The organism is Amycolatopsis echigonensis, assembly GCF_014174495.1.
Taxonomy (GTDB): domain Bacteria; phylum Actinomycetota; class Actinomycetes; order Mycobacteriales; family Pseudonocardiaceae; genus Amycolatopsis; species Amycolatopsis echigonensis.
This window is the reverse complement of the sequence record NZ_JACJHR010000012.1, coordinates 1-24,407: the sequence shown is the minus strand read 5'-3', so window position 1 is coordinate 24,407 and position 24,407 is coordinate 1. Positions and strand designations below refer to the sequence as shown.

Annotated in this window: 20 protein-coding genes; 5 read left to right on the top strand and 15 right to left on the bottom strand. The window is 69.4% G+C overall.

Features of this window, described 5'->3' with window-relative positions:
* The first annotated feature begins 6 nt into the window (after positions 1-6).
* Positions 7-1,317, top strand: a complete 1,311-nt coding sequence (locus tag H5411_RS10865) for a glutamate-1-semialdehyde 2,1-aminomutase (RefSeq protein ID WP_101436100.1) — start codon at positions 7-9, stop codon at positions 1,315-1,317.
* Positions 1,318-1,389: 72 nt separating this feature from the next.
* Here the strand turns inward: H5411_RS10865 and H5411_RS10860 are convergent, their stop codons facing one another.
* From H5411_RS10860 to H5411_RS10795, 14 genes are all read right to left on the bottom strand, one after another.
* Complete coding sequence (locus H5411_RS10860) at positions 1,390-2,043, bottom strand: phosphatase PAP2 family protein (RefSeq protein WP_220816792.1); 654 nt, start codon at positions 2,041-2,043, stop codon at positions 1,390-1,392.
* Entirely contained in the window at positions 2,040-3,209 is a 1,170-nt protein-coding gene (locus H5411_RS10855) for a glycosyltransferase family 4 protein (protein ID WP_183123714.1), read from the bottom strand. Before H5411_RS10855 ends, H5411_RS10860 begins: the two co-directional genes overlap by 4 nt.
* Positions 3,206-4,405 carry an O-antigen ligase family protein gene (locus H5411_RS10850; protein ID WP_183123728.1) on the bottom strand — a complete coding sequence of 400 codons (1,200 nt, stop codon included), beginning with the start codon at positions 4,403-4,405 and terminating at the stop codon, positions 3,206-3,208. The genes H5411_RS10855 and H5411_RS10850 overlap by 4 nt, the downstream gene beginning before the upstream one ends.
* A 10-nt stretch (positions 4,406-4,415) precedes the next feature.
* Complete coding sequence (locus H5411_RS10845; protein ID WP_183123713.1) at positions 4,416-5,945, bottom strand: right-handed parallel beta-helix repeat-containing protein; 1,530 nt, start codon at positions 5,943-5,945, stop codon at positions 4,416-4,418.
* Complete coding sequence (locus tag H5411_RS10840) at positions 5,945-7,825, bottom strand: heparinase II/III family protein (protein WP_183123712.1); 1,881 nt, start codon at positions 7,823-7,825, stop codon at positions 5,945-5,947. Before H5411_RS10840 ends, H5411_RS10845 begins: the two co-directional genes overlap by 1 nt.
* Entirely contained in the window at positions 7,825-9,990 is a 2,166-nt protein-coding gene (locus tag H5411_RS10835; RefSeq protein WP_183123711.1) for a bi-domain-containing oxidoreductase, read from the bottom strand. Before H5411_RS10835 ends, H5411_RS10840 begins: the two co-directional genes overlap by 1 nt.
* Positions 9,987-11,891 (bottom strand): asparagine synthase (glutamine-hydrolyzing), encoded by a 1,905-nt coding sequence (gene asnB, locus H5411_RS10830; RefSeq protein ID WP_183123710.1) that lies wholly within the window; start codon positions 11,889-11,891, stop codon positions 9,987-9,989. The genes H5411_RS10835 and asnB overlap by 4 nt, the downstream gene beginning before the upstream one ends.
* A gap of 13 nt (positions 11,892-11,904) precedes the next feature.
* Positions 11,905-13,515, bottom strand: coding sequence for a Wzz/FepE/Etk N-terminal domain-containing protein (locus tag H5411_RS10825; RefSeq protein WP_101436106.1), 1,611 nt, complete (start codon positions 13,513-13,515; stop codon positions 11,905-11,907).
* Complete coding sequence (locus H5411_RS10820) at positions 13,512-14,855, bottom strand: YveK family protein (RefSeq protein WP_183123709.1); 1,344 nt, start codon at positions 14,853-14,855, stop codon at positions 13,512-13,514. The genes H5411_RS10825 and H5411_RS10820 overlap by 4 nt, the downstream gene beginning before the upstream one ends.
* 107 nt (positions 14,856-14,962) lie before the next feature.
* Positions 14,963-16,036: a glycosyltransferase family 4 protein gene (locus tag H5411_RS10815; protein WP_376772125.1), complete on the bottom strand. Its 1,074-nt coding sequence runs from the start codon at positions 16,034-16,036 to the stop codon at positions 14,963-14,965.
* Between the two features lie 130 nt (positions 16,037-16,166).
* Entirely contained in the window at positions 16,167-17,501 is a 1,335-nt protein-coding gene (locus tag H5411_RS10810; RefSeq protein WP_101440837.1) for a nucleotide sugar dehydrogenase, read from the bottom strand.
* A gap of 219 nt (positions 17,502-17,720) precedes the next feature.
* Entirely contained in the window at positions 17,721-18,407 is a 687-nt protein-coding gene (locus tag H5411_RS10805) for a glycoside hydrolase family 75 protein (RefSeq protein ID WP_183123708.1), read from the bottom strand.
* Between the two features lie 142 nt (positions 18,408-18,549).
* Positions 18,550-19,182 carry a polysaccharide deacetylase family protein gene (locus H5411_RS10800; RefSeq protein ID WP_101436109.1) on the bottom strand — a complete coding sequence of 211 codons (633 nt, stop codon included), beginning with the start codon at positions 19,180-19,182 and terminating at the stop codon, positions 18,550-18,552.
* A gap of 177 nt (positions 19,183-19,359) precedes the next feature.
* Positions 19,360-19,836 carry a CGNR zinc finger domain-containing protein gene (locus H5411_RS10795; RefSeq protein WP_183123707.1) on the bottom strand — a complete coding sequence of 159 codons (477 nt, stop codon included), beginning with the start codon at positions 19,834-19,836 and terminating at the stop codon, positions 19,360-19,362.
* Between the two features lie 100 nt (positions 19,837-19,936).
* Between H5411_RS10795 and H5411_RS10790 the strand changes: the two genes are divergently transcribed.
* The gene (locus tag H5411_RS10790) at positions 19,937-20,794 is read left to right on the top strand and encodes an alpha/beta hydrolase (protein WP_312878118.1); all 858 of its coding nucleotides are present in this window, start codon (positions 19,937-19,939) and stop codon (positions 20,792-20,794) included.
* Positions 20,795-20,841: 47 nt separating this feature from the next.
* Complete coding sequence (locus H5411_RS10785; protein WP_183123706.1) at positions 20,842-21,867, top strand: hypothetical protein; 1,026 nt, start codon at positions 20,842-20,844, stop codon at positions 21,865-21,867.
* Between the two features lies 1 nt (position 21,868).
* On the opposite strand, the gene ddaH is transcribed toward H5411_RS10785, so the two are convergent.
* The gene (gene ddaH, locus H5411_RS10780) at positions 21,869-22,714 is read right to left on the bottom strand and encodes a dimethylargininase (protein WP_246368911.1); all 846 of its coding nucleotides are present in this window, start codon (positions 22,712-22,714) and stop codon (positions 21,869-21,871) included.
* 74 nt (positions 22,715-22,788) lie between these two features.
* Between ddaH and H5411_RS10775 the strand changes: the two genes are divergently transcribed.
* Together H5411_RS10775 and H5411_RS10770 are read left to right on the top strand one after the other, a co-directional pair.
* On the top strand, positions 22,789-23,232 hold the full coding sequence (locus H5411_RS10775; protein ID WP_037360062.1) for an Lrp/AsnC family transcriptional regulator: 444 nt from the start codon (positions 22,789-22,791) through the stop codon (positions 23,230-23,232).
* A gap of 50 nt (positions 23,233-23,282) precedes the next feature.
* Positions 23,283-24,044, top strand: a complete 762-nt coding sequence (locus H5411_RS10770; RefSeq protein WP_183123705.1) for an enoyl-CoA hydratase — start codon at positions 23,283-23,285, stop codon at positions 24,042-24,044.
* Positions 24,045-24,407 lie beyond the last annotated feature (363 nt).

The window sequence follows — 24,407 nt, the reverse complement described above, 5'->3', positions numbered from 1 at the left end:
CCCGTCATGGACCTGCCACTCTCCCGAATCGCGAACGAACGCCTGCACCGCGCCATCCCCGGCGGCGCGCACACCTACGCCAAAGGCGAGGATCAATACCCGGAACATCTCGCGCCGGTCATCTCGCACGGCCGCGGCGCGTACGTCTGGGACGTCGACGGCAACCAGTACCTTGAATACGGTTCCGGCCTGCGCGCGGTCAGCCTCGGCCACGTGCATCCGCGTGTGACATCGGCGGTACGCGACGTGCTCGAACGGGGAAGCAACTTCGTTCGTCCGTCCATCGTGGAGCTCGAAGCGGCGGAGCAGTTCCTGGCGACCGTGCCGACCGCGGAGATGGTGAAGTTCGCGAAGAACGGCTCCGACGCGACGAGCGCGGCCGTCCGGCTCGCCCGCGCCGCCACCGGCCGGCCGCTGGTCGCCCAGTGCGCCGACCACGCGTTCTTCTCCACCGACGACTGGTTCATCGGCACCACCCCGATGTCCGCCGGAATCCCCGCCGCGACCATGGCGATGACCGTGCCCTTCCCGTACGGCGATCTCCCGGCGACCGAACAGGTGCTGCGCCAGTACCACGGACAGGTGGCGTGCCTGATCCTGGAACCGACCAAGGGGGTGGCCCCGCCGGACGGCTATCTCGCCGGGCTGCTCGAACTCGCGCATCAGCACGGCACGGTGGTGATCTTCGACGAGATGATCACCGGGTTCCGGTACTCCGAACACGGCGCGCAGGGCCTGTACGGCGTGACGCCGGATCTCTCGACGTTCGGCAAAGCGCTCGGCAACGGCTTCGCGGTGGCCGCACTGGCTGGTCGGCGGGATTTGATGGAGCTGGGCGGCCTGCGCGATTCGCGGGACCGGGTGTTCCTGCTGTCTTCGACGCACGGCGCGGAGACAACGGCGTTGGCTGCTGCCATGGCGGTCATCGACGTCTACGCGGCGGAGGGCGTGACGGCTCGGCTGCACGCGCTCGGCGCGCGGTTGGCGGCTGGCGTGACCGAGGCGGCGGCTGCGCACGGGCTTTCCGAACGAGTGTTGGTGCGGGGACGGGACAGCAACCTCGTGTTCGCGACTCTCGACGCGGACGGCCAGCCCTCGCAGGAGTATCGGACGCTGTTCCTGCGCTGCCTGCTGGAGAACGGGGTGCTCGCTCCGTCCTTTGTGGTCAGTGCGGCGATGACGGAGGAGGACATCGACCGGACCGTGGAGGCGGTCGCGTCGGCCTGCGTGGTGTACCGGAAGGCGCTGGAGGCCGGGGATCCGTCGCCGTGGCTGGGCGGACGTCCGGTCAAACCGGTGTTCCGCCGGAAGGCTTAGCTCGCCCTTGCCAAAGTCCGTGAAGGGCTCCTTGAGGGAATCTGATTCCTTCAAGGAGCCCTTCACGGACAGTCAGCCGCGGGTGGCGAGTCGGTCGATCCAGTAGGCGGTGACCGGCATGACCGCCAGCGCCGCCGCGAAGCCGCCGATCGTGTCGGTCGGGTAATGCGCGCCCAGCCCGACCTCGGCCCACGCCATCAGGAACCCGGACACCAACGCAAGCCCGAGCAACCACGCCACCGCGGCACCCCGGCTCAACCGACCGGCCAGGGCGTAAGCCCCGAGCAACGCCAACGCGGTCGCGAAAGCGGTGTGGCCGCTGGGGAACGACAGATAGCTGCCGTGAATCGTCCGGCCGGTCAGCGGTTTCAGCACGGACGTCACCGCGACGGTCAGCCCGCAGCCGACCACCGCCAGCACCGCCGTCCGCGGCCGACGGGTCAGCAGGCACCCGCCGATCACCAGGAGGAGGATCAGTACCGCGCCCAGCGGTTCGCCGCAGAAGTCGATCGCCGTCGCGAAGTACCACCACGGATCGGGAACGAGGTCCGGGCCGGGCAGGAGCGGGGCGTCGAACGCGCTCGGCACCGAGTGCCCGGCGAAGCGCAGCCCCAGCGCGACCACTGTCAGGAAGCCGAGCACGGCCAGGACCAGCGACGGCGTGCGCAGAACGATCGGAAGCGCCCTGGGCGAGGTCTTCAGCCGGTCGCGCACAGCTTCGTTCATACCGCGGAGATCGCTTCCTCGTAGCCTTCGAGGAGCCGTTTCAGCCCCGCTTCCGGGGTGAAGTCCGCCTCGTACCGCTGGCGCGCGGCCTCGCCCATCTTCTGGTTCAACTCGGCGTCGGCGACCTCGCGAAGCGAGTCAGCGAGCGCCGCCGCGTCGCCGGGGGTGTGCAGCAAGCCGGTGACGCCGTCGGTGACCAGTTCCTCGAACGCTCCGTGGGCGGGCGCGACCGTCGGCACCCCGGCCGCCATCGCCTCCACCACCACGAGCCCGAACGCCTCCAGCCACGTCGACGGCACCACGACCGCCGCCGCTCGCGCGATCAGTTCGTGGCACGAAGCGCGGTCTTGCAGGCCCACATAGGACACGTCCTCGCGCGCGGACGCCCAGGCCGCGACGTCGTCGGACAGCGGTCCGGTCCCGGCGATCAGCAACGGCAGCTTGCCGGAGTACTGCTCCCACGCTGCTTTGAGCAGCGGGATTCCTTTCTCCTCGGTGAGCCGTCCCAGGAACAGCAGGTGTTCGCCCTCGCCGACACGCAGTCGCCCCTCGTCCGGGACGAAGTTGTGCTTCACGGTCATGCGCTCCGCCGGCAGGCCCGCGTCCACGAGAAGGCGGCGCTGGGCGTCGGAAATGCAGAAGAACCGGGTCACGCCGGTCCGCCAGCGATCCCGGTTGACCAGCAGGTTCACCGCCATCGGCACGGTCGCCGCGGCCGAATCGCGGTAGCAGCCGTGCCGGACCGCGGGGACCGGCAGGCCGCCGACGCAGTCGGTGCAGATCCGGCCGTCGCGGTAGAGCGTGCCGGGCGGGCAGACGAGGCCGTAGTTGTGCAGGGTCGCGACCACCGGCACGCGCTCGTCGGCACACGCGGCCAGCACCGACGGCGACAAGAGCGGGAAGGTGTTGTGAACGTGCACGACGTCGGGCCTCTCCCGCCGCAACTGCGCTCGCAACGCCGTCCGCGACGCGCGGTTCCACGGCACCTGCAGCGGCACCAACGCCTTGCGTGCCAACGGCATCAAGGCGATGTCGTCGCTGTGCCGCTCGAACCGCTGTACGTCGATCCCGGCCGAGGCCAGCAGCGCGACCTCGGCGTCGACCACGTTGTTCTCGCCGCTCGGCTGCTCCGACCGATAGCGGTTGTGCACCACCAAAACCCTCACGCCAGCTTCTCCCTCACTGGAGCCTCGCCTGCGGCCAGCAACGACGCGGCGACCGCCAGATGCAGCAGATACGGCGACGCGTCGCCGAGCCCGGCTTCGGTGTAGGACGCGGAAATGCAGTAGGCGATCAGGAAGATCGCGCAAGCCCGGGACAGCGACGGCGGGCGGAGCACCGCGATCGCGACCAGCACCAGCAGGATCGCGGCGACGATCCCGATGCCGACGAACCCCTGCTCGTGGTAGATCGCCAGCCAGCTGTTGTCGATCGGCAGACCGTCGTAGGACTTGTCGGTGAGGCCGACGCCGAAGATGTACTCGAATCCGGTCCGGGGCGCGGACAGCAGCGCGTCCCACACCTTCGCGCGGCCGGTCAGACTGGAGAAGTCGTCGGTGCTCTGGCCGCGCAGGAACCACGTCTGCAGCAGGCCGCCCAGCACCACCGCGGCGAAACCGGCCACGAGCACGATCCCGGCGAACACCTTCCGCGCCCGCGCGCTGACCAGCCCCTGCGACAGCAACGCGACGATCAGTCCGGCGACGAGCCCGAGCGTCGCGGTGCGGGTGTGCGTGAGCAGCAGCACCCCGAGCGAGGGCACGACGACGATCAGCGCGCTCTTGGCGTCCGTCCGCTTGCCGAGCCACATCAGCACCGCGAGCCCGGCGATCACCGCCGCGTACTGGCCGACCTGCGGCGGCGTCAGCGGCCACACCGCGCCGGAAAGCCGGCCGCCGTAGATGTCCGGCATCGCCTTGCCCGGCGCGATCGCCAAGCCGAGCACGACCGACACCAGCACCGCGCCGAACATCCGGATGTGCGCCCGCGCGAACGTGAACGACCCGTCCCACCAGCCGCTGAGCAGCCAGAGGGTCGCGACGAACACCGAAAACCGGAAGCAGCGGAACAGCGAACCGTAGCCGGATTCCAGGTGCAGGCTGGCCACGATGCTCGTGAGCAGCAGGAAGGTCAGAAGCAGCAGGTACGCGCTCGGCCGGATCCGGATCCGCAGGTTCAGCACCAGGGCGAGCAGGAACGCGGTCATCAGCGCGCCCATAGTGACCAGCTGGATCACCGTGCGCGGCAACGGGATCACCGTCTGCGCGCCGGTCGAGCCGAGCGTGTTGAGGATGAGCAACGCCCAGGCCGCGCTTACCGCTTTCGGCACCGATTTCGTTTCGGTGGGCAGAGCGGCGGTCAGTTCGGCCACGTCAGCCACCCCCGTTCGGCTGATAACTGGAATTCGCGTCCTGGTGATACGGCGCACTCTGCCATTCGCCGATGCCGATGATGTTGCTCATCTCGCGGGCGACGAACGTCCACGGCCCGGCATAGGCGTTGTCGTGCCAGGAATTGTCCTGCTGGAACGTGATCGCCTGCTGGATCACCGCGCCCTGGTACGGCGACCAGTCCGGATAACTGCCGAAATTCGACAGCACGCCCGTCCGGCCGCACGCCTCCTCGCAGCCGAGCGCCTTCGAGTTGAGCGTGAACTGGTTGTGCTGCACCACGACGCGCTGGGTCTTCCACCGGCAGTCGCTGTACAGCGGTTTCTTCGAGATCGCCGGCGCGGAACAAGTGCTGACGTTCGGCACGAGTTTCGTGCACGAGCCGCTGGAGGTGTTGGCCGGGCTGTTGCAGAACCGGTCGGCGTTCTCCCACAGAATGATGCCGTTCCAGTTGTCCTGCAGCATATTTCCGGAGATTTCCAGATTGCTCGTGCGGGCCTTCACCCGCGGTTCGCCGCCGGATTCGGAAAGATAGATCGTCGCGGACGGGAACGGGTCGCCCCGGTCGGCGTGTGCGCGGCCGTCGACCAGGTTGTTGCGGCGGAACGTGTTGTCGCGGATGATCGCGTTGTAGCTGGTCTCGTAGATGATCGCGGCACTGTCGTTGTTCTCGATCAGGTTGCCCTCGATCAGGAAATCGTTGTTGTTCGTGTCGGCCCACAGACCGGTGCCGCGGTTGTCGTGCACCCAGTTGCCGACGACGTCCGCGCCGTCCACCGCCCAGAACTTCATGCCGCCGGTGCAGCCGCACCCCTGGACCTTGGCCTCCCAGTTCCCGGTGTTGTTGCCGGTGATCTCGGTGCCGCGCAGCACCAGCCCGGTCACCGGGGCGGTGCCGGAGTAGGCGTTCATGCCGTACTGGCCGTTGCGCCGCAGGCAGCTGTCGAGGATCTGCTGCTTCGGCCCGGCCATCAGCCCGGCCCCGTCGTTGTCCTGCACGGTCAGGTGCTGGATGACCCAGCCGGGGGCCGAATCGTGGTTCACCACGCCTTCGTCGCGCGGCGCGGTGAAGCCCTGCACGGTGAACGACGCGAGCCGGACGTTCTTCGCCGGGCCGGCGAAGGCGTACCGGTTCTTCTTCCGCCCGTCGAAGACCGCGCTGGGAGCGCCGAGATAGACGTCGCCGTCCTTGGGCTGCACCTGGGCGTACTCGTCGTCGCTGAGCCGGTGCGTGCCGGGAGCGAGCCAGAACGTCGTGCCCGCCGGCGAGTCCTTCGTTTTGGCCGACAGGTCGTCCACCACGGCCGGATCCACCCGGACGGCTCCGGCCGGCGCGGTCGACGGACCCGGCGGCACGTGGTCGCAGACCGCGGCGACCGGGCCCTGCGGCGAAGTCGATCCGGCGGCCGGAGCGGGCGCGGCTCCGGACGAGCTGCACGAAGCCAGCGCGAGCGGGAGCAGCGCTCCCAGCAGCAGCACCAAAGTCCTTCGCACGGTGGATCCTCTCGGCATCAGGGCAGGTGGAGCACGGTGGTCAGCGGTCCGGTGACGAGGCCGGAGCCGACGAGCGTGGTGGAAGGTTCGCGCCGGCCGAAGCCGGGCGAGTACCAGCCCAGCGGCGGGTTCACCTCGCCTCGGTGCGCGGTCCAGGCGAGCTGCGGCGGAAGCTCCATCGTCGCGGTACGGCCGGGCCAGGCGAGCCGCGCGGTGTTTCCGTTCAGCTCGACCGCCAGCAGCGGGCCGAGGTGGAAGGCGAGTTTGGCGGAGCCGCCGCCGGTCACCTCGTCGACCACGGTCAGCGTCCGGCCGGACAGCTCGACGGTCCGGCGGTGCAGCGCCGGGGCGTAACCGTCGTGTTCGGCCTGCCATTGGGTGGGCGTCGCGGCGAGCGTGCGCGAGTTGGCGTGCCGGGTCCAGAGGAACGGACCGCCGGAAGTCGATTGATCGACACCGCCGAGCTGCAGCGTGTTGTGGCCGAGCGTGGAGCGGAAGTACGCGCGCCACTCGGGTTCGCCGTGGTAGCAGTACGTTCCCGGGTCGGCGAGAAGGTCGACTCCGTCGTGGCGGACCTCAATGGACAACGCGTCGGCGTGCGCGTGCGCGGCGATGGCGAGGAAGCCGTGCGGACCGCTGTCGCATCGACACCAGATCTCCGGACCCTCTTCGCTGCGCAGGATGGTCATGCCCGCGTCGGCGAAAACCGGCCGCTGGCGGGCGTTGTCGAGTTGCGGGACTCGGGACCGCAGCGCCGCGAACAACGCGGTGCGCACGTCGTCGGCGGGCAGCTTCGGCCACCAATCCGCCCGGCCGAACAGCGTGTCGCCGGTGGCCAGCAGCGAATGCCAGCGGTCGGTCGGCGGGCCGTCCACGATCAGGCCGTAGCCGTCGTCGGCGTCGCCTTGGCGCGGCGGCCGTCCGGCACAGTCCACAATGGCCGCGAGCGCGTCGCACATCGCACGCAGTTCCAGCCAGATCGAGCGGGGCAGCTGCGGACCCGCCTCCAGCGCGGCGGCGAGGCCCAGTTCCAGCACGAGACCGTGGTATTCGGTGGCCAGTTCGCGGTTCAGCCCGGAGGTGAAGGTGTTGGCCCGCAAGTGAAAGTCCAGCGAGCCGACCGCGTCGGTGCGCCACTTCGCGGACTCCGGGTACCAGTCGAACGCACACGACGCCGCCAGCTGTCCGGCGGCCTCGGCGAGCACGTGGTTGTTGGCCGACGTGCCCCGGCTCGGAAACGCCGCGAGCCACCGCTGGTGATGCCAGATCTGCCGCAGCGCCTCGGGGTTGTCCTCGAACAGGCCCGGCGCACCGGACCAGCCGTCCAGCAACCGGCGCACCCACACCCACGACAGCAGCCGGATCCCCAGCTCGATTCCGCTCAGCCAGTGCACGCCGCGCATCGGCGGATTGGCCGCCCACCACGACTTCAGGTGATCGGCCACGCGGTGCGCGTACCGGTCGTCGCCGGTCACCCGGTACGCCGCGGCGAGCACAGTCAGATGCTGATGCCGCGAGGGCTCCCAGATCTGCTTGATGTCGCCGATCGCGTTCTCGTCCCGGTACGGGATCTCGAACGAATACCGGTCCCCCGGCGCGCGCCGGCCGGTCTTCGGATCGAACGCCCAGTCCGGCGCGACCAGATCGTCCCGCGCGACGCCGAAGTACTCGGCGTGCCCGTCCATCAGCCGATCCGCCGCCGCGACCAGCCGGTCCCGTCCGATCGCGGGCACCTCCGGCTCAGCGGGCCACGCCGGGAACGTCCGGGTCGCCGACCAGGTCGGCCGCCGCTGAGGTTCACCGCGCCACCGCTGCTTGCGCACGACGTCGCCGACGCGGCCGGCGATCTCCGCCGGACCCATCGCGGACAGCCGGCGCAGGTACCAGGACGGGTCCATCACCGCTCCAACCGCACCGGCGCGCCGGTTTCGAGGCTGCGGTGCACGGCCAGCGTCGCCAGCGTCGTGGACACGAGCGAGTCGAGGCTGATCGGCATCGCGACACCGGTCCGCAGGGCGGTGATGAACGCGTCCAGTTCGGCCTGCTGGCCCTTGTCGCGGGCCTTGGGCAGCCGCGAGCTGGTCCAGCGCTTGCGCCCGTACACCGAGGCGCGGACGAAATCGTCGAATTTCAGCACCTTGCCGTCGGCGAGCACCTCCAGCGTTTCCTTGGGAAACGCCGTGCTGCCGCTGGTCACGTAGCTGATCGACGCGGTCGAGCCGTCGGCGTAGCGCAACAGCACCTGGAGGTCGTCGTTGCCCGGAGTACCGGTGGCGTAGACCGACACCGGGTCGCTGCCGAGAAACCAGCTGACCGTGTCGATGAAGTGCCCGCCCTCGCCGGCGAACCGGCTGCCCTCGGAGTCGGCCTGGTTGTACCAGCTGCTCGCGTCCAGCCGTCCCGCGTTGACCAGGTACCGCACCGAAGCCGGACCGACGCGCGGACCGAACTGGTTCTTCGCCTCGACCAGCAGCGGCGCGAACCGGCGGTTGAACCCGACCTGCAACCGGTTGTTGCCCGATTCCGCCACCGCGTCCACGACGCCGCGCAATTCCTTCTCCGACAATGCGAGCGGCTTCTCCACGAAGACCGCCTTGCCCGCTAGCAGCGCGCGCCGGGTCAGCTCGGCGTGCGAGCTGTGCCGGGTCACCACGAACACCGTGCTGACCTGGTCGTCTTCCAGCAGCGCGTCGACGTCGGTGCTGGCCGCTGTGAAACCGAACTTGCGCTTCGCGTTGGCCCCGGAGAGCGCCGACGTGGTGACGACGTCGGTCAGCAGCACGCGCTCGTCCCCGGCCAGGTGCGGAAGGATCATCGACGACGCGTAGTTGCCCGCGCCGATGAACCCGATCCGCAAGTCCCGCAACGGCTTCGGGCGGTTCTCGACGACCGGAGCCGCCGGAACCGCGGACACCACGCTTTCGTCCTCGGCGGGCGGCGCGTCCGGGTAGCGGAACAACACCGCGACCGCCTTCAGCTCGCCCTCGTTGAGCGCCCGGTAGGTCTCGACCGCCGCGGAGAAGTCGGCCGTGTGGCTGATCAGCGGAGTCACGTCGAGCTTGCCCCGCGCGGCCAGGTCGAGGAAGCATTCGAGGTTGCGCCGTTCCGTCCAGCGCACGTAGCCGATCGGGTAGTCGCGGCCCTCCAGCTCGTAGTCCGGGTCGTAGCGGCCGGGGCCGTAGGACCGGGAGAACCGGACGTCGAGTTCCTTTTCGTAGTAGGCGTTCCACGGCAGATTCAGCGAGATCTTGCCGATGTCCACCACCCGGCCGCGGTCGCGCGCGAGCCGCGCGGCCAGCTCCACCGGGTCGTTCGATGCCCCGCCCGCGGCGAGATACACCTGGTCGACGCCGTGTCCGCCGGACAGCTCGGCCACCGCCTGGTCGATCTCGCCGGACGCCGGATGTCCGCAGGCGAGCGCACCCAGCTCCCGCGCGAGTTCGCAGCGCTGCGCGTCGGGATCCACGCCGACGACGCGCGCGCCGGTCGCCACCAGCAACTGCACCACCAGCTGGCCGATCAGGCCGAGCCCGATCACCAGCGCGAGGTCGCCGAGCTGCGGTTCGCCGCGCCGGACGCCCTGCATCGCGATCGCGCCGACCGTCGCGAACGCCGCCTGCCGCGGCGAAAGCCCGGCCGGAACCTTCGCGTACAGATTCTTCGGCACCCAGTTCAGCTCGCTGTGCAGCGCGTGCTCGTTCCCGGCGCACGCCACGAGGTCGCCGACCACGACGTCGTCGACGCCCTCGCCGACCTGCTCGACCAAGCCGCACAGCGAATAGCCCAGCGGCGTATAGGAATCGAGCTTTCCGGACACCTTGCGATACGTCGCGGCCAGCCCGTTCGTCGCGACGCTCTGCATCACCTTCGCGACCTGGTCCGGCCGCGATCGGGCCTTGCCTAGCAGCGACATCCCCGCCTCGGACACCTTCATCATCTCGGTGCCGGTCGAGATCAGCGAGTACTGGCTGCGGACCAGCACCCCGCCCGGTTTGCACGCCGGCACCGGGACGTCGAGCAGGGCCAGTTCGCCGCTCTTGTAGTTCTGCACTACCTGTTTCACTGGACTCCTAGCCGCTCTCCGCGGAGCGCCCCGCGGTACCAGTACTCGAGGGTCAGCACGTGCCAAAGATGTTTCGCGCGGTCCTCGCGCCCGGCGGCGTCCTCGGCCACCAGTGTGCGAAGGGCGTCGCGCTGGAGGAATCCGGACTCGACCAGGACGCCGTCCTCGATGACCTCCCGCACCAGCGGCGCGAGGTCCCGGCTCATCCACGCCCGCAGCGGCGCGCTGAACAGGCCTTTCGGCCGGTACACGATTTCGTCCGGCAGGATCGCCGTGGCCGCCTTCTTCAACGCGACCTTGCCTTGGCGGCCGGAGATCTTCTCCCGGCCGGGCACCCGGAACGCCGCTCGCACCACTTCGACGTCGACAAAGGGCGTCCGCACCTCGGTGGAAGCGGCCATGGTGGACCGGTCGGTGTAGGCGAGGTTCAAGCCGGGCAGGAACATTCGCGCGTCGGCGAGGCACATCCGGTTGACCTGGTCGGTCAGCTTCGTGTCGTAGTAGACGTCGGCGTGCTCGGTGAGCACATCGTCCACTTCGGACTGGAGATCCGGCGAGACCAGGTCGAGGAGCTCGGTTCGGTCGTACATGGTGTAGCTGCGCCGGAACGCCGTTTCCTCCGGAAGGTCCGCGAAGGACAGAAACCGCTTCGCGAACCGCACCGATCGGTAGCCGCGCGTGGAGGACGCGACCGGAAGCCGGTCGACCGCCGCCCCGATCGCGCGGCGGGCCACACCGGGCACCCGCCGGTAGCGCAACGCCAGCAGGTTCGCCAGATGCTTGCGGTACCCGGCGAACAGCTCGTCCGCGCCCATCCCGGAAAGCAGCACCTTGACCCCGGCCTCGCGCGCGGCCGAGCAGATCAGGTACGAGTTGATCGCCGCCGGATCGCCGATCGGTTCGTCCAGGTGGTGCGTCATCCGCGGCAGCAGATCCTGCACGTCCGGCGCGATCTCGATCTCGTGCAGGTCCACGCCGAACTGGCGGGCGACGATCCGGGCGTAGCGCAGGTCGTCCGGCATCGCCTCGAATTTCGCGTCCTCGGGACGGAAGCCGATCGTGTAAGCCGAAATCCCCGGCTGCTCGCGCGCGGCCAGCGCGGTGAGGTAGCTGGAGTCGAGGCCGCCGGAGAGGAAGGTCGCCACCGGGACGTCGGACAGCAGGTGCTTGCGGGTGGAATCCTCGACGACCGCGTGCAGGTCGACCTCGCCGCGATACGCCGCGCCTTCCTCGGCGACCTCGCGGAGCGACCAGTACGTCCCGGTGTCCGTGCTGCCGTCCGGGCGGAAGCGCAACCAGGTTCCCGGCGGCAGTTTCTCCGCCTCCCGGTACGCGCACCGGCTGTCGGGGACCCAGTAATACAGCAGCGACGCGATCATCGCCGCCTGGTCGACGTTCAGGGTGTCGCCGAGTTCGCGAGCCAGCGCCTTCAGCTCCGACGCGAACACGACTCCGCCTCCGCGGCGCACGAAGAACAGCGGTTTGATGCCCAGCTGGTCCCGCACGAGCACCAGCTCGCCGGTGCGTTCGTCGTACACCGCGAAGGCGAACATCCCGCGCAACCGCGACAGGCAGCCCGTTCCCCACTCCCGCCAGGCCCGCAGCAGCACCTCGGTGTCGGAGGTGCCGCGGAACCGGACCCCGGCGGCTTCAAGCTCGGCCCGCAGCTCCGGCGCGTTGTACAGCTCGCCGTTGTAGGTCAGGGCGAGGCCTTCGGCCGTCATCGGCTGCGCACCCGTTTCCGACAGGTCCACGATGGACAGCCGCCGGTGTCCTAAGTGGACGTCCCGGTGGTCGTAGCGGCCGTCGCCGTCCGGACCCCGGTGCGCGAGGCACTGGGTGAGCCGGTCGGTGAGCGGGCCGCCGCCTGGCCAGCTGTACGCGCCCGCGATGCCGCACATGCGCTTGGTCCCCCTAGCTTTCCTGGACGGGTTTGAGCCGCCTCGTCGGCGCGTCCGGATCCACGTCCATCCGCTCGTGCGGCAACGGCGGACGAGCCCGGTCGAGCGGACGGCGCCTGCGTTCGGTGTCCCGCTTGCCCGGCCATTCGATCGGCTTGGTCTCGCCGCCCAGTTCCAGCTCGGCCACCGGATCTTCTTGTTTCCTCGCGACCACCGCCGCCCGCCCGCGCAACGCCGTGTGCAGCCCGTCCCACAGCGTGCCGTCGGTGTGGTCCTTCGGGTCCGGATCGACCAGCACCACGCCGAGGATGGGCACGCCGCAGTCGGCGAGCTGCCGCGCGACGGTGTGCAGCCACTGCGTGTTCGCGAACCCGGCCCGCACCACCAGCACGGTCTCCGCGCCGAGCGCTGACAGGTCGGTCCACGCCGTGCCCGGTGCGGCCGTGCCGACCCCGACCCGGCGCACCGCCCGCGCCACCGCGGGGTCGCCGGCCTCGACGACCTGGACGTTCCCCTCCACCGGCAGTCGCGACAGTTCCTTGCCCGGCAGATCGTCCACGAGCACCACCGGCCCGTCCTCGGCCAGCGACCGGCCGAGTTCCACCGCCAGCTCCGCCGCGGTCGAAGCCGCGCCGATTTCCAGCAGCGACAGCGAAGCCCGGTCCTCCCGCGCGGCCCGCGCGAGCGTGAGCGCGACCCGGCCGGACTCGGTAACCGCCTGGGAACGCCGCCACAGCTTCGCCGGGCCGATCGGCTTCACGCCGACCTGCGCGATCACCGAAGCCCCGAGGTGCTGCGAAATTTCGCGGCGCAGAACCGGCCGGTCGCGGACCAACGCGGTCACCGCGGCGAACGCGAGCCCGAGCGCGAGGCCCAAGGCCAGCCCGACGCCTCCGTCCGTGCCGTAGGTCTTCAGCTTGGACACCGGCTGGATCGCCGGCGTGTCCACGATCTGCGTCCCGGCGATGACCTCCGGCGACCCGATGCCGGCCTGCTGTGCCTGGTTCTGCAGATCAGCGATCTTCGACACCAGGTTCGCGCGCTGCGTGTACAACTGCTCCAGCGCACCCGCGTTGGAGTTGCGTCCCTTCGCGACCTCGGTGGCCGCCTGGTTGTCGATGTCCGCCAGCTGCGCCTGTGCTTGATCCCGCTGCAGCAGCAACGCTTTCGAACGGCCGGTCGCGGCTGCTTGCGTGCGCTGCGTGTGGTCGGCGATGAACGCGTCCGCGAGCGCTTTCGCCTTCGCGACCGCGTCGTCCTTGGTCTTCGCCTTGACGGTCACCTGCATGACGTTGTTGGTGAGCCCGAGCCCGGCGTAGTCCTTCAGGAAATCCGACGGCGATTCGGTGCTGTTGATCCGTTTCAGCGCGGCTGCGGCCATGTTCGCCGTCGAAAGCACGGCGACGTCGGTACGCATCAGCGTGCCGCTGTCGGTCGGCGAATCGTCCGGGTGGATCACCATGATCTTCGTGACCGCGGTGGGCGGCGCGGGCAGCAGGATCGCCACCGCACAGCCGAGGACCAGCCCGGCCAGCGCGGTCGTCAGCCAGAACCGCCGCTTGCGCCGCAGCGCGACCACCAGCCGCTGGAGATCGACCAACGGCTGGGTCTGTTCCGCGCTCACCGCGCACCCGCCAGCTCTCCGGCGCGCTGCTTCGCGACCGGCTTTCGCTTGGGTCCGCCGGCGAAGTGCACTTCCCGGGCCAGTACGGCACCGAGAATTTCGTGCCCGGCGTCCGAGCAGGCCTCCGCGATCGAAACCAGTTCCCACGCGTTGCGCGAGCCGAGCGACACCACCACGAGCACCCCTGCCGTTCCGTCCGGCACGATCGGCTGCGCCCCGGGTATCACCTCGATGTCGGCCACCGACACCTCGACCCGGAGGCGGTCGCCTCGCGCGGTGTCCGCGAACTGTTCCGCGACCTTCCGCGCCGAGGCGTCTCCCTTCGGAACCAGGATCAGCAGCCGCAACACTCCGTCGCGGTCCGCGCCCAGCCGCGCGAGCACGCGGCGGTACCGCACCTCGCGCGCCGCGTCGTCCGCCGACGCCGGCAGCTCGGGCAGATTCCACGGCCGGTCGTTCCCGACCGCCTTCCGCCACCACTTCGCCGACGCTTCCGAGGCCGCCGGGATATCGACGCTCGCCAGCACCGGAGCACCCAGCGCGGCACCGATTTCGCCTTCGCCGCGCGGTCTCCGGTCGGTCCTCGCGCCGAAGAGGTAGGCGAGAATCCCGAGTACGAAGAACAACACCGCGCCGCCGGCGGTCAGCTGCGGGAACGTCGGCGCGGACGGTGAAGACGGCCGTTCGGACGGGCCGAGCACGACCATGTTGCCCGCGCCGATCGCCGCGTCCGCCGCGTTGAGGTTGTTGACCGCCTGCTCCAGCGCTGTCCGCAAGCCCTGCAGCGTCGTGCGGGCCTGCACTCCCTCGACGGTGTCACCGTTCTCCACGGCCTTCGACAGATCGAGGATCCGCTGGTTGGTCTGGGTGATCTGCTGCCGCAGCGCTTCCTTTTGCTGTTGCGCGAGCTGCGCGGCCTGGTCGGCGGAATTTCCGAGCAATTGCGTCGAATACTTCACGAATTCGCCCGCGACCTGGTCGGCCAGTTGCTGCGAGCGCTCCGGGCTGGAGCCTTTCGCGGTAATCGTCACGACGTTGCCCTGTGCGACGGACGCGGCGACCGATTTCTGCAAATCCGTCCCGCGAATCCCGAGTCCCAGCGCCGCCGACGCCCGGTCGAGCACCACCGAACTCGTCGCCACCTGCGCCTCGGTCAGCAGTTCGTCCGGCTGCCGCGGTCCCTGCAGCAACACGCTGGCCTGCGCCTCGTAGCCCGGCGAAAGCACGGCGGAAGCCCCTGCCCCGACACCCGCGCCGACGACCGCGAGCAACAACAACGCTCGCCATCTCCGGCGCACCACCTTCCCCACGACGGAGAGGCGTACTGTTTCGTCACTCAAAACCAGGTCTCCCCTCACGGGCCCACGCACGGGTCATTGACCCCGTCGCGGCACCGCACCGGTTGGTTACACCATCCGGCCGAACCTTGTTCGAACCGCGACCCGGCTCACCCCAGCGCACGCTCGTACGCCTTGATCAACGCCGCCTGGGAATTGCCCCAGGCGAGCGGTCCGCGCACGCGTTCCCTGCCGAGCTTCCCCATCCGTTCCCGCTGCTCCGGGTCGTCCAGGAGCACGGCGACGAGCTTCGCGAACTCCGCGACGTCGTTGGCCGGTGCGTAAAGCGCCGCCTCGCCCGCCGACACCCGCGCCTCGCGCAACTCGAACGACACCATCGGTTTGCCCATGGCCATGTACTCCATGACCTTGTTCATCGTCGACACGTCGTTGAGCGGGTTGAGCGGATCCGGCGAAAGACACACGTCGGCCGCGGACAAATAGCGCAGCAGATCCTCGTCGGACACCCGGCCGGTGAATTCCACCTGTCCGGACAGCCCGAGCTCGCGCGACAACGCGACCATCTCGTCGAACGTGTCGCCCGCGCCGACGAAGACCGCGTGCCAATCGTCGCGACCCACCTCGTCGCGCAGGGAAGCGAGCGCGCGCAGGGCGTAGTCCACGCCGTCCTGCGGACCCATCACGCCGAGGTAGCACAGCAGATTCGGCTTGCCCCGCTTGAGTTCCGGCTCGACCGGCACCTCGTGGAACCGCTCCACGACCGGCGCGCTGCGGACCACGAACAGGTCCTCGGGCCGCTTGCCGCCGCGGATCCGCGCGACCTGGCGATAGCTCTCGTTCGTCGCGATGACGACGTCGGCCGCGCGGTACGTGGCGCGTTCCAACGCACAAACGCCGCGGTAAAGGAAATCCTGTCCGCGGTCGAACCGCGACAAATACAGTTCCGGCACGAGGTCGTGCTGATCGAAAATGAACTTCGCCCCACGTCTTCGCAGCATCCGGGCGACGAGGAAGAGCAAGTCCGGCGGGTTGCAGGCGTGCACGACGTCGACCCGGCCGATCTTGCGCGCGAGCCGGAACGTATGCCACAGCGCGGATCCGTACTCGCGCGCGTACCCGGCGGGCCCGCCGGTCGCCGCTTGCAGCGGGTACCGGTGGATGTGCACGCCGTCAAGCACAACCTCGGCTTCGCTGTCCCGTTTCGTGCCCCGCGGGCAGATCACGTGCACCGTCATCCCGGCGTCGCGCAGGGTCTGGCATTCCTGCCACACGCGCCGGTCGAACGGCACCGACAGATTCTCCACGAGAATCAGCGCGACCCGGTTCCGCAGGATGTCGTTTTCGGAAAAGCCTTCACCAGGCAAGGCCGACGTACCCCTCTTCCGCCCGGCGCACGGCGGCGTCCGGGACGCGGACCAAATCGACCAGCACCGGCCCGCTGCCGTGCGGCAGGGCGGCCAGCACCTCCGGGTCCGAGGTGCCGATCAAGCACACCTCGGCGTGGTCCAGCACCTCCTGCACCGACCCGGCGAGCAGTTGCCCGAGGTGCGGCAACCGGCTTTCGATGTACTCGCGGTTGGCCCCCATCAGCCGCGAGAGACTGACGTTGGCGTCGTGGATCTTGAGGTCGTATCCCTTGCCGAGCAAGCGTTCCGCGAGTTCGACCAGCGGGCTCTCGCGCAGATCGTCGGTGCCCGGTTTGAACGACAGCCCGAACAGCCCGACCTTGCGTTTCCCGGTCCGCGCGACCAGTTCGAACGCGCGGTGCAGATGTTCGGTATTCGACGGCAGCACGTGCGCGAGCAACGGCACCGAGACGTCCGCCTGGCGCGCGGCGTAGACCAGCCCGCGCAGGTCCTTCGGCAGACAGGAACCGCCGAAGGCGAACCCGGGCCGCAGGTACGCCGGGCTGATGTTGAGCTTGCGGTCGGCGAGGAACACGTCCATCACCTGGTGCGAATCGAGCCCGAGCGCACGGCAGATCGCTCCGAGTTCGTTCGCGAAACCGATCTTCACGCCGTGGAAGGCGTTGTCCGCGTACTTCGTCATCTCCGCGACCGGAATCGGCACGCGGAAGACGTCGCCGGGCAGCCCCTCGTAGAGCTTCGCCACGACGTCGCCGCTGGCCGCGTCGAACTCGCCGATCACCGTTTTCGGCGGCTGGAAGAAGTCGCGGACGCTGGTGCCCTCGCGGAGGAATTCCGGGTTCACCGCGACCCCGAAATCGACCCCCGCGGTACCGCCGCTGTGCTTTTCCAAGATCGGCACGAGCAACCCGAGACAGGTGCCCGGCAGCATCGTGCTGCGGAAGACGACCGTGTGCCGAACCTCGTTGTTTCCCAAGGATTTTCGTTCTTTTAACGCGGTGCCGATCTCCTCGGCAACACGCTGCAGGTACTCGGTGGAAAGACTCCCGTTGGGCGCGGACGGCGTGCCGACGCACACCAGGGAAACGTCCGTCGCGAGGATCGCCTCGGCCACCTCGGTGGTCGCCCGCAGCGCACCGGAGGCGACCACCTCCGCGGTCAACTCCCCGATCCGTTCTTCGACCACCGGAGCCTTGCCGGCGGTCACGAGATCCACCTTCGCCGGATTGACGTCTACTCCGACGACCTCGTGCCCTTGTCCCGCCAGGCAAGCCGCGGACACGCACCCGACGTACCCCAGCCCGAAGACGCTGATCTTCACCACGGAACCTCCGCCCGACCGCTCGCTGCTCATTGGTCGGAGCGCGGACGGGCTTCGTTACCGGTTCCGCATAACAAGGCGGGAACCCGTGTCGCCGCACGGATTCCCGCCTCGCACTTCCGCCGGACCGGCGGTTGCCCCATCCGGCCGTACCGGCAGGGGAATTTGCCCACCGTTGTCCGGAAAGGGCAGTGAATGCCTTCCGGAGATTCGGAAAATTCAGTTTCCGCCCACGAACGCCGACGCCAGTTTTTGCCCGGTGCTCGTGGCCGCCGCGTGGTCCTCGATCGGGTTCACCGCCGAGTTCTTGAAGCACACGTAGGTCACGCCGGAGTCGACCCCGCCGTTCTTCGGATCCGGGTTGATGCCGAGATCCTTCGCCGTCGCGTAGGACGCTTCGCCGATGATCTTGTTCGGGCCGGTGTCTCCGATGACCGCGTACTCGACCTTGCCGTTGTAGATCACCGCGCAGGAACCGCCGCCGCGGAGGCCGGAGTTCGCGTAGTTCCAGATGCTGCTCGAACTGGGGACGACGATGTACGGGAGTTTGGCGGCGTTGAGCGGTTTGCCGTCGGATTGCGGGAAGGCGGTGTCGGGGTAGAAGCAGCAGTCGGTGTTCTCGTTGCACTGCGTGGTGCGCTGACCGTCGCAGTCGATGTCCATGTCGGCTTTCCAGAAGACCGCCTTGCCCGCGTCGCAGACCGGGACGGTCGCGCTGCCGGAGTCCTCGTCGGTTTTGTACTTCCCCTTGGAGATCTGCTTGCAGGAGGCCACCTTGGCGAGAATCTGGTCCGCGGTCGGGCCCGTCTGGACCGCATCCGGGGCGGTGGTCGCCGCGGAGGCGATCGCGGTGGGCAGGACTGCGGCGGCTATCGCCAGAATGGCGAGCAGGACGAGTTTCCGCATCGACGCTCCCTGTTTATTAGGAAACTTTCCTTACGGCGGCGCGCGCTCAGGATGCTGCCGAAGGGATGCGGTCACAACCCGCCGAAAGAGGGTGTTTTTTCCCGCCGGACCGAGCAGTCCGGGAACGGAACCCCCGAAGGAATCAGCGTCCGGGACGAGGCGCCCAGCGGCCGGGGAACCGGCGCGGACGGCGGCTCACCGCTTCCGCCCACCGCGGGTTCAGGTCCGACCGGATCTCCGTCCGGGGCCGCACCAACGACGCACCGCGCACGCCGCCGACGTTCGCGTACACCCGCGTCGCCCCGGCTTCGCGCAAATGCGTCAGCACCCGCCGGTCGAACCGGCCCTCCGGCAACGAAAACCGCCGCACCGGGGTCCCGCTCAGCTGCTCGAGCAATCGCGGCGCCTCATCCAGCTCGCGGCGCACCGCGAAGGACCCGTCGAGCCGACGCCAGTCCAGCCGATCCCAGCCGTGCGACCCGACGTGCATCCCGGCGTCCACTAGCTGCCGCAGCCCGTCGCGGTCGACGTACCCGCGCTCGCCGACCCGGCCGGCCAACGGGAAGAACTCGGCGTACAGCCCGCGCTCGACCAACCGGGGCAGCGCGATCTCGACGTCGGAGGAGTTGCCGTCGTCGAAGGTGAGCTGCGCACCGGTCCCCGAGACGACGTCCAGCAGCGCGTCGAACTGCTCCACGGTGATCCACCGCTCGTCCTCGCCCGGATCGAGGGATCGCTGGGGCTTGCCAATGCCGTGCACCGCAAAGGTGATCATCGCGCCTCCCGTCCGAACTACCGTACCCGATTAATCGGATTGGCAAACGGAGTAGTTACCGGGGCCGATCCCATGGTCAACAGCGCACTTCCAGCACAGGGAAAACACTGCCGCAGGAAAATCGGAATATGTCCACACTTGTAGACAGCTGCCATCTTCACACCTTTGGGTGAAGATTCAATGAGTGCGCTGGTAGTGCCGCCGAACCTTCTCCCGGTTGCCGCAGGCCGCCATCGAACACCAGCGCGCGCGGTTCGCCCGGCTGCGATCGATCAGGAACAGCTGGCACTCGTCATTGGCGCAGGCCCGCAACCGCCCGGGAAGATCCTTTTCGAGCGCCGCCCAATCCAGAACGGCTTCGACGGCCAACCGGGCGTGCGGCGGCGTCTCGACCTCCCAGCGAAGCCCGCCCGCGGAAACCTCCGGAATCTGACGGACCCCGTCGAGGAGCGGACGCAAGACGACCGGCGTGCGGTCCCCGCGCACGACATCGCGCAGGAGATCCCGCGCCTCCCGCAGCAGCTCCAGCTCCGCGACGCTCCCGTCGCCGCCGTGCTCGCGCGCCCACCGCCGACCGGCGGCCGGGTCGCCGAGCGCGTCCTGTTCCTCGCCGTTGACCAGCGGCCTGCTGTTGAGCAGGTCGAGCACGTCCATCGAAGCTCCCTAACCAGACTGAACCCTTTGACAGGTTAGCTCGACCGTGGTTCCCTGGCGAGCACCTAACCAGATTAAAACCGCAAAGGGGTTAGCCGTGATCCAGCACCGGACGGCCACCGTCGACGGCCAGGAGCTCTTCTACCGCGAGGCAGGTCCCGCGGATGCGCCCGCGATCGTCCTGCTGCACGGGTATCCGACCAGCTCGTTCATGTTCCGGAACCTCATCCCGCTGCTGGCCGACCGCTACCGCGTCATCGCGCCGGACCACCTGGGTTTCGGCCACTCCGCCGCTCCCAGCGCCGACGAGTTCGACTACACCTTCGACGCCCTCGCCGACCTCACGTCCGGCCTGCTCGACCAGCTGGGCCTCGACCGCTACGCGGTTTACGTCCAGGACTACGGCGCCCCGATCGCCTGGCGGCTCGCGCTCGACCACCCCGACCGGATCTCCGCGATCGTCACGCAGAACGGCAACGGGTACGAGGAAGGCTTCGTCGACTCGTTCTGGGCCGGCCTCTGGGCCTACGGCGCGAACCCCGGTCCGGACACCGAACCGCCCGTCCGGACCGCGCTGAGCTACGACGCCATCCGCTGGCAGTACCTGCACGGCGTCCCCGACCCGAGTCTGGTCAGCCCGGACACCTGGGAGCACGACTACGCCCTGGTGTCCCGCCCGGGCAACGACGAGATCCAGCTCGCGCTCTTCCGCGATTACCAGAACAACCGCCCGCTTTACCCGCGGCTGCACGAATTCCTGCGCACCCACGACGTCCCGGTGCTCGCCGTGTGGGGCCGGGGCGACGAGATCTTCGGCCCGACGGGAGCGGAAGCCTTCGCCCGCGACGCCAAGGACCCCGAGGTGCACCTGATCGACGGCGGCCACTTCCTGCTGGAAAGCCACCTCGACGTCGTCGCGGGCTACCTGCGCGGTTTCCTCGGCCGGGTCCTGAAGTAAGCAGAAATACCGACCCGGATCCGCCGCGCGGCCCGGAAAATCGGCAGGTGCTCGACCTTCTGAAAACTCGCCCGCGCTTGCTCGCCGCGATCATCGTCGCCGTCGTCTTCGGCACCGTCGCAGTGGTGTCCCTGGTGAACCGCTCGGACGACGAGACCGCGGCCAGCAGCGCCCCGACCAGCAGCCCCGCGACCACGCTCAGCTCCCAGGTCAGCGTCAGCCCGCCGAGCAGCACCGCCAACACGGCTCCGCTCGACCCGGCGGGCTATCAGAAGCTCCTCACCGACATCGGCGCGTCGATCACCCCGGCCGTCCAGCGGCTCGGACAGGCGACCACAGCCACCGCGCTCCGGGACGCGGGCACCGCTCTCAACGATGCGATCAACCAGGCCGTCCGCCAGCTCGACGCCGCTATGCCGCCGGACGCCGTTCGCGCCGCCAACCGAGACCTGCTCACCAGTCTCGACGCGGTCGGCGCCAGCGCCCTCCCCGAGGTCATCGCCCCGACGTTCGACAACAAGCTGTGCGGCGGCCTTTCCGCTACCTCGGTGCTGAGCCGCAACCAAGCCGTCGCCGGACTGCGCGACAGCCTCGCGAAACTGGCCACCGCCGACCCCGCCCACCCCTACCGCCTCGGCCCGCTGTTCCCCGACCCTCAGCCGGAACCGAACCGCGGCCTCGCGAACGAAACGGTCATTACCGGCGCGGGCGGCGGCAAGAACACCATCTCCGTCAAGAACATCTCCGGCACCGACCAAGCAGTGACGCTCGCCGACGGCAGGCGATCAGTGTTCACGGTCTACGTGAAAGCCGGGGCCACCGCGTCGGCGAGCGGGATCGCCGACGGCACCTACACCGCCTACAGCACCGGCGGCTTCGACTGGGACGCCGCGACCGGCCGCTTCACCCGCGACTGCTCGTTCTCGAAGTTCGGCGTACCCGCCTCGATGAAGGACAACGGGTACACGTACACCAACCTGGAGCTCACCGTGCGCAAGATCGACCCGGCCGCGCTCCCCTCCGGGCTGTTCCCGGAGCAGAGCGCGGTCGAGCCCGCGGACTACCCGCGCTGACCTACTTGCGGATCTCCAGCGTGCAGCACTTCGGCCCGCCGCCGGCCTTCCGAAGCTCAGAGATGTCCACGTACACCGGCTCGTAGCCGCGTTCGGCGAGCCGCGCGCCGAGGTCGGTCGCCTCGACCGGGAGCACGACGTTGCGTCCGTCGGACACCCCGTTCAGCCCGAAGCATTCGGCGTCGGCCGCGGTGGCGAGGACGGCGTCCGGGAACATCCGGCGCAGCACGCGCCGCGAGCCCGGCGAGAACGCGTCCGGGTAGTAGACGACCTGCGCGGCCGCCGTGTCGGTCGCCTCGGCGAGCACGAACAGCGCGGTGTCCAGGTGGTAGTAGCGCGGGTCGATCAGCCGCAGCGACACGACCGGAACGCCGAGCACCTCCTGCGCCTCGGCGTGCGCGGCCGGGTCGGTGCGGAAGCCGGTGCCGGCCAGCAGCAGCTGTCCGGTCCAGGCGAAATCGCCCTCGGCCTCGTTGATCTTCTCCGGCATGGTCAGGTCGCGGTAGCCGTGTTCGAGGAACCAGCGGCGGAAGTGCTCCGCCTCGGCGGCGCGCTGCGGGGCGCGGAACCGCGAGCCGAGCACGCGCCCGTCCACGACGGTGCCCGAGTTGGCCGCGAACACCATGTCCGGAAGGCCGGGTTGCGGGTCGATTTCCTCGACGGTGTGGCCGAGGCGGCGGTAGGTGTCGCGCAGCTCGGTCCATTGCGCGACGGCGACGTCCGCGCTGACCGGCTTCGAGGGGTCCATCCAGGGGTTGATCGCGTAGTCGACGGCGAAATAACGGGGCGGGCACATCAGGTAACGGCGGGGCGTCGGCACCCGCGGCGGCACAACCTCTCCCTGCATGCAACCAGGCTAAGGTGGACCTAATATCGCAATCAATCGCTGTTCACTGCGCACCTGCGTGCTAAACATTGCGTGTGAACACCATCGACCAGCGAATCGTTTCCTGCCTGGTGGCCAACGCCCGCTCCAGCTACGCGGAGATCGGCAAGGTGGTCGGGTTGTCCGCCCCGGCGGTGAAACGACGCGTGGACCGGCTGCTGGAAACGGGCGTGCTGCGCGGCTTCACCGCGGTCGTCGACCCGGAAGCGCTCGGCTGGGGCACCGAGGCGTTCGTCGAGGTGCACTGCCAGGGCAACGTCACGCCCGGCCGGATCCGCGCCCGGCTCGAACCGTTGACCGAGGTCGTCGCCGCGTACACGGTGTCCGGCGCGGCCGACGCGATCGTGCACCTGCGCGCCTCCGACATCCATCACCTGGAAACCGCCCTGGAGCGGCTGCGCGGACTGGAGATCATCGACCGGACGGTGTCGACGGTCGTGTTGTCCCGGCTGCTGGAACGCCCGCCGACGCCCTCGTAGGTGACGGTTCTAACCGGCGGCGGCATACCCGGGCCTGAGATGCTCGGGCCATGACCGACCGCATTCACAGCGAGCACGACCAGGGCGTCGCGCTGCTCACCGTCGACGCCCCGAAGAGCCGCAACGCGCTCACCCTCGACCTCTCCGCCGAGCTGGCCGCCGCGGTCGCGCGCGCCGAAGCGGACGAGAGCGTGCACGCGGTGATCGTTACTGGCGCACCGCCAGCGTTCTGCGCGGGCGCGGACCTCACCGCGCTCGGCAAGGCCGACGCCGAAGGACTGCGTTCGGTGTACGCGGGCTTCCTCGCTGTCGCGGGCTGCAGCCTGCCGACGATCGCCGCGGTCGGAGGGGCCGCCGTCGGCGCTGGTCTGAACCTCGCGCTGGCCGCCGACGTCCGCCTCGTGGGACCGCACGCCAAATTCATCCCGCGGTTCCTCGAACTGGGCCTGCACCCCGGCGGCGGCATGACCTGGATGTCGCAACGAATCCTCGGTCCGCAGCAAGCGGCCGCGATGGCGTTGTTCGGCGAAACCCTTACCGCGGAATCCGCCGTAAGCGTCGGGTTCGCGCTGCGCTTGATCGAGGGCGATCACGACGCGTTGGTCCAGGCCGCCCGCGACCTCGCCGCCCCGACGGTCGCCGCGCCCCGCGAGGTCGTGCTGTCCACCAAGCGGACTATGCGGCAGACGAGCGGGCTGAGCGAACACGCCGCGGCGGTCGACGCCGAACTCACCCCGCAGCTGGAATCGCTGGCCGCACCGGCATTCGCCGAGCGGCTGGCGGCGATGAAGGCGCGCATCAGCGGCCGCTGAACCGGGCCGCGCACAAATTCCCACATTCCGGGAACCCTCAACCTTGAGCAAACTGCTGGTCAGTGCCCCGCGGGCGGCAAGAGACGCGCGTCACTCCGGACCGCGCGCGGATCCGCCCTACGATCGAGGGCACCCCGGCGGGCATTCGGTCTGCACACCCCACACTTGGGCCGGACTCGGGCCGAGGCCAGAGCGCGGCGAGTAACCTCGGAAGCAGGCCTCGGCGGGCTCCCCGGGGAGCCGACCCTGGCCCGCAGCACGCCGGGAGAGAGGGATTCCCTGACCCATGAGCACCAGTGCGAACGGCAGCGCGGCCGGGAACGGGCACGCGCTGACCGCGTCCCGCTCCACCGAGGTGAACAA

Coding starts and splice junctions, on each gene's coding strand:
- H5411_RS10865 (WP_101436100.1), top strand. CDS start 7: ATGGACCTGCCACTCTCCCGAATCGCGAACGAACGCCTGCACCGCGCC.
- H5411_RS10860 (WP_220816792.1), bottom strand. CDS start 2,043: ATGAACGAAGCTGTGCGCGACCGGCTGAAGACCTCGCCCAGGGCGCTT.
- H5411_RS10845 (WP_183123713.1), bottom strand. CDS start 5,945: ATGCCGAGAGGATCCACCGTGCGAAGGACTTTGGTGCTGCTGCTGGGA.
- H5411_RS10840 (WP_183123712.1), bottom strand. CDS start 7,825: ATGGACCCGTCCTGGTACCTGCGCCGGCTGTCCGCGATGGGTCCGGCG.
- asnB (WP_183123710.1), bottom strand. CDS start 11,891: ATGTGCGGCATCGCGGGCGCGTACAGCTGGCCAGGCGGCGGCCCGCTC.
- H5411_RS10805 (WP_183123708.1), bottom strand. CDS start 18,407: ATGCGGAAACTCGTCCTGCTCGCCATTCTGGCGATAGCCGCCGCAGTC.
- H5411_RS10800 (WP_101436109.1), bottom strand. CDS start 19,182: ATGATCACCTTTGCGGTGCACGGCATTGGCAAGCCCCAGCGATCCCTC.
- H5411_RS10795 (WP_183123707.1), bottom strand. CDS start 19,836: ATGGACGTGCTCGACCTGCTCAACAGCAGGCCGCTGGTCAACGGCGAG.
- ddaH (WP_246368911.1), bottom strand. CDS start 22,714: ATGCAGGGAGAGGTTGTGCCGCCGCGGGTGCCGACGCCCCGCCGTTAC.
- H5411_RS10770 (WP_183123705.1), top strand. CDS start 23,283: ATGACCGACCGCATTCACAGCGAGCACGACCAGGGCGTCGCGCTGCTC.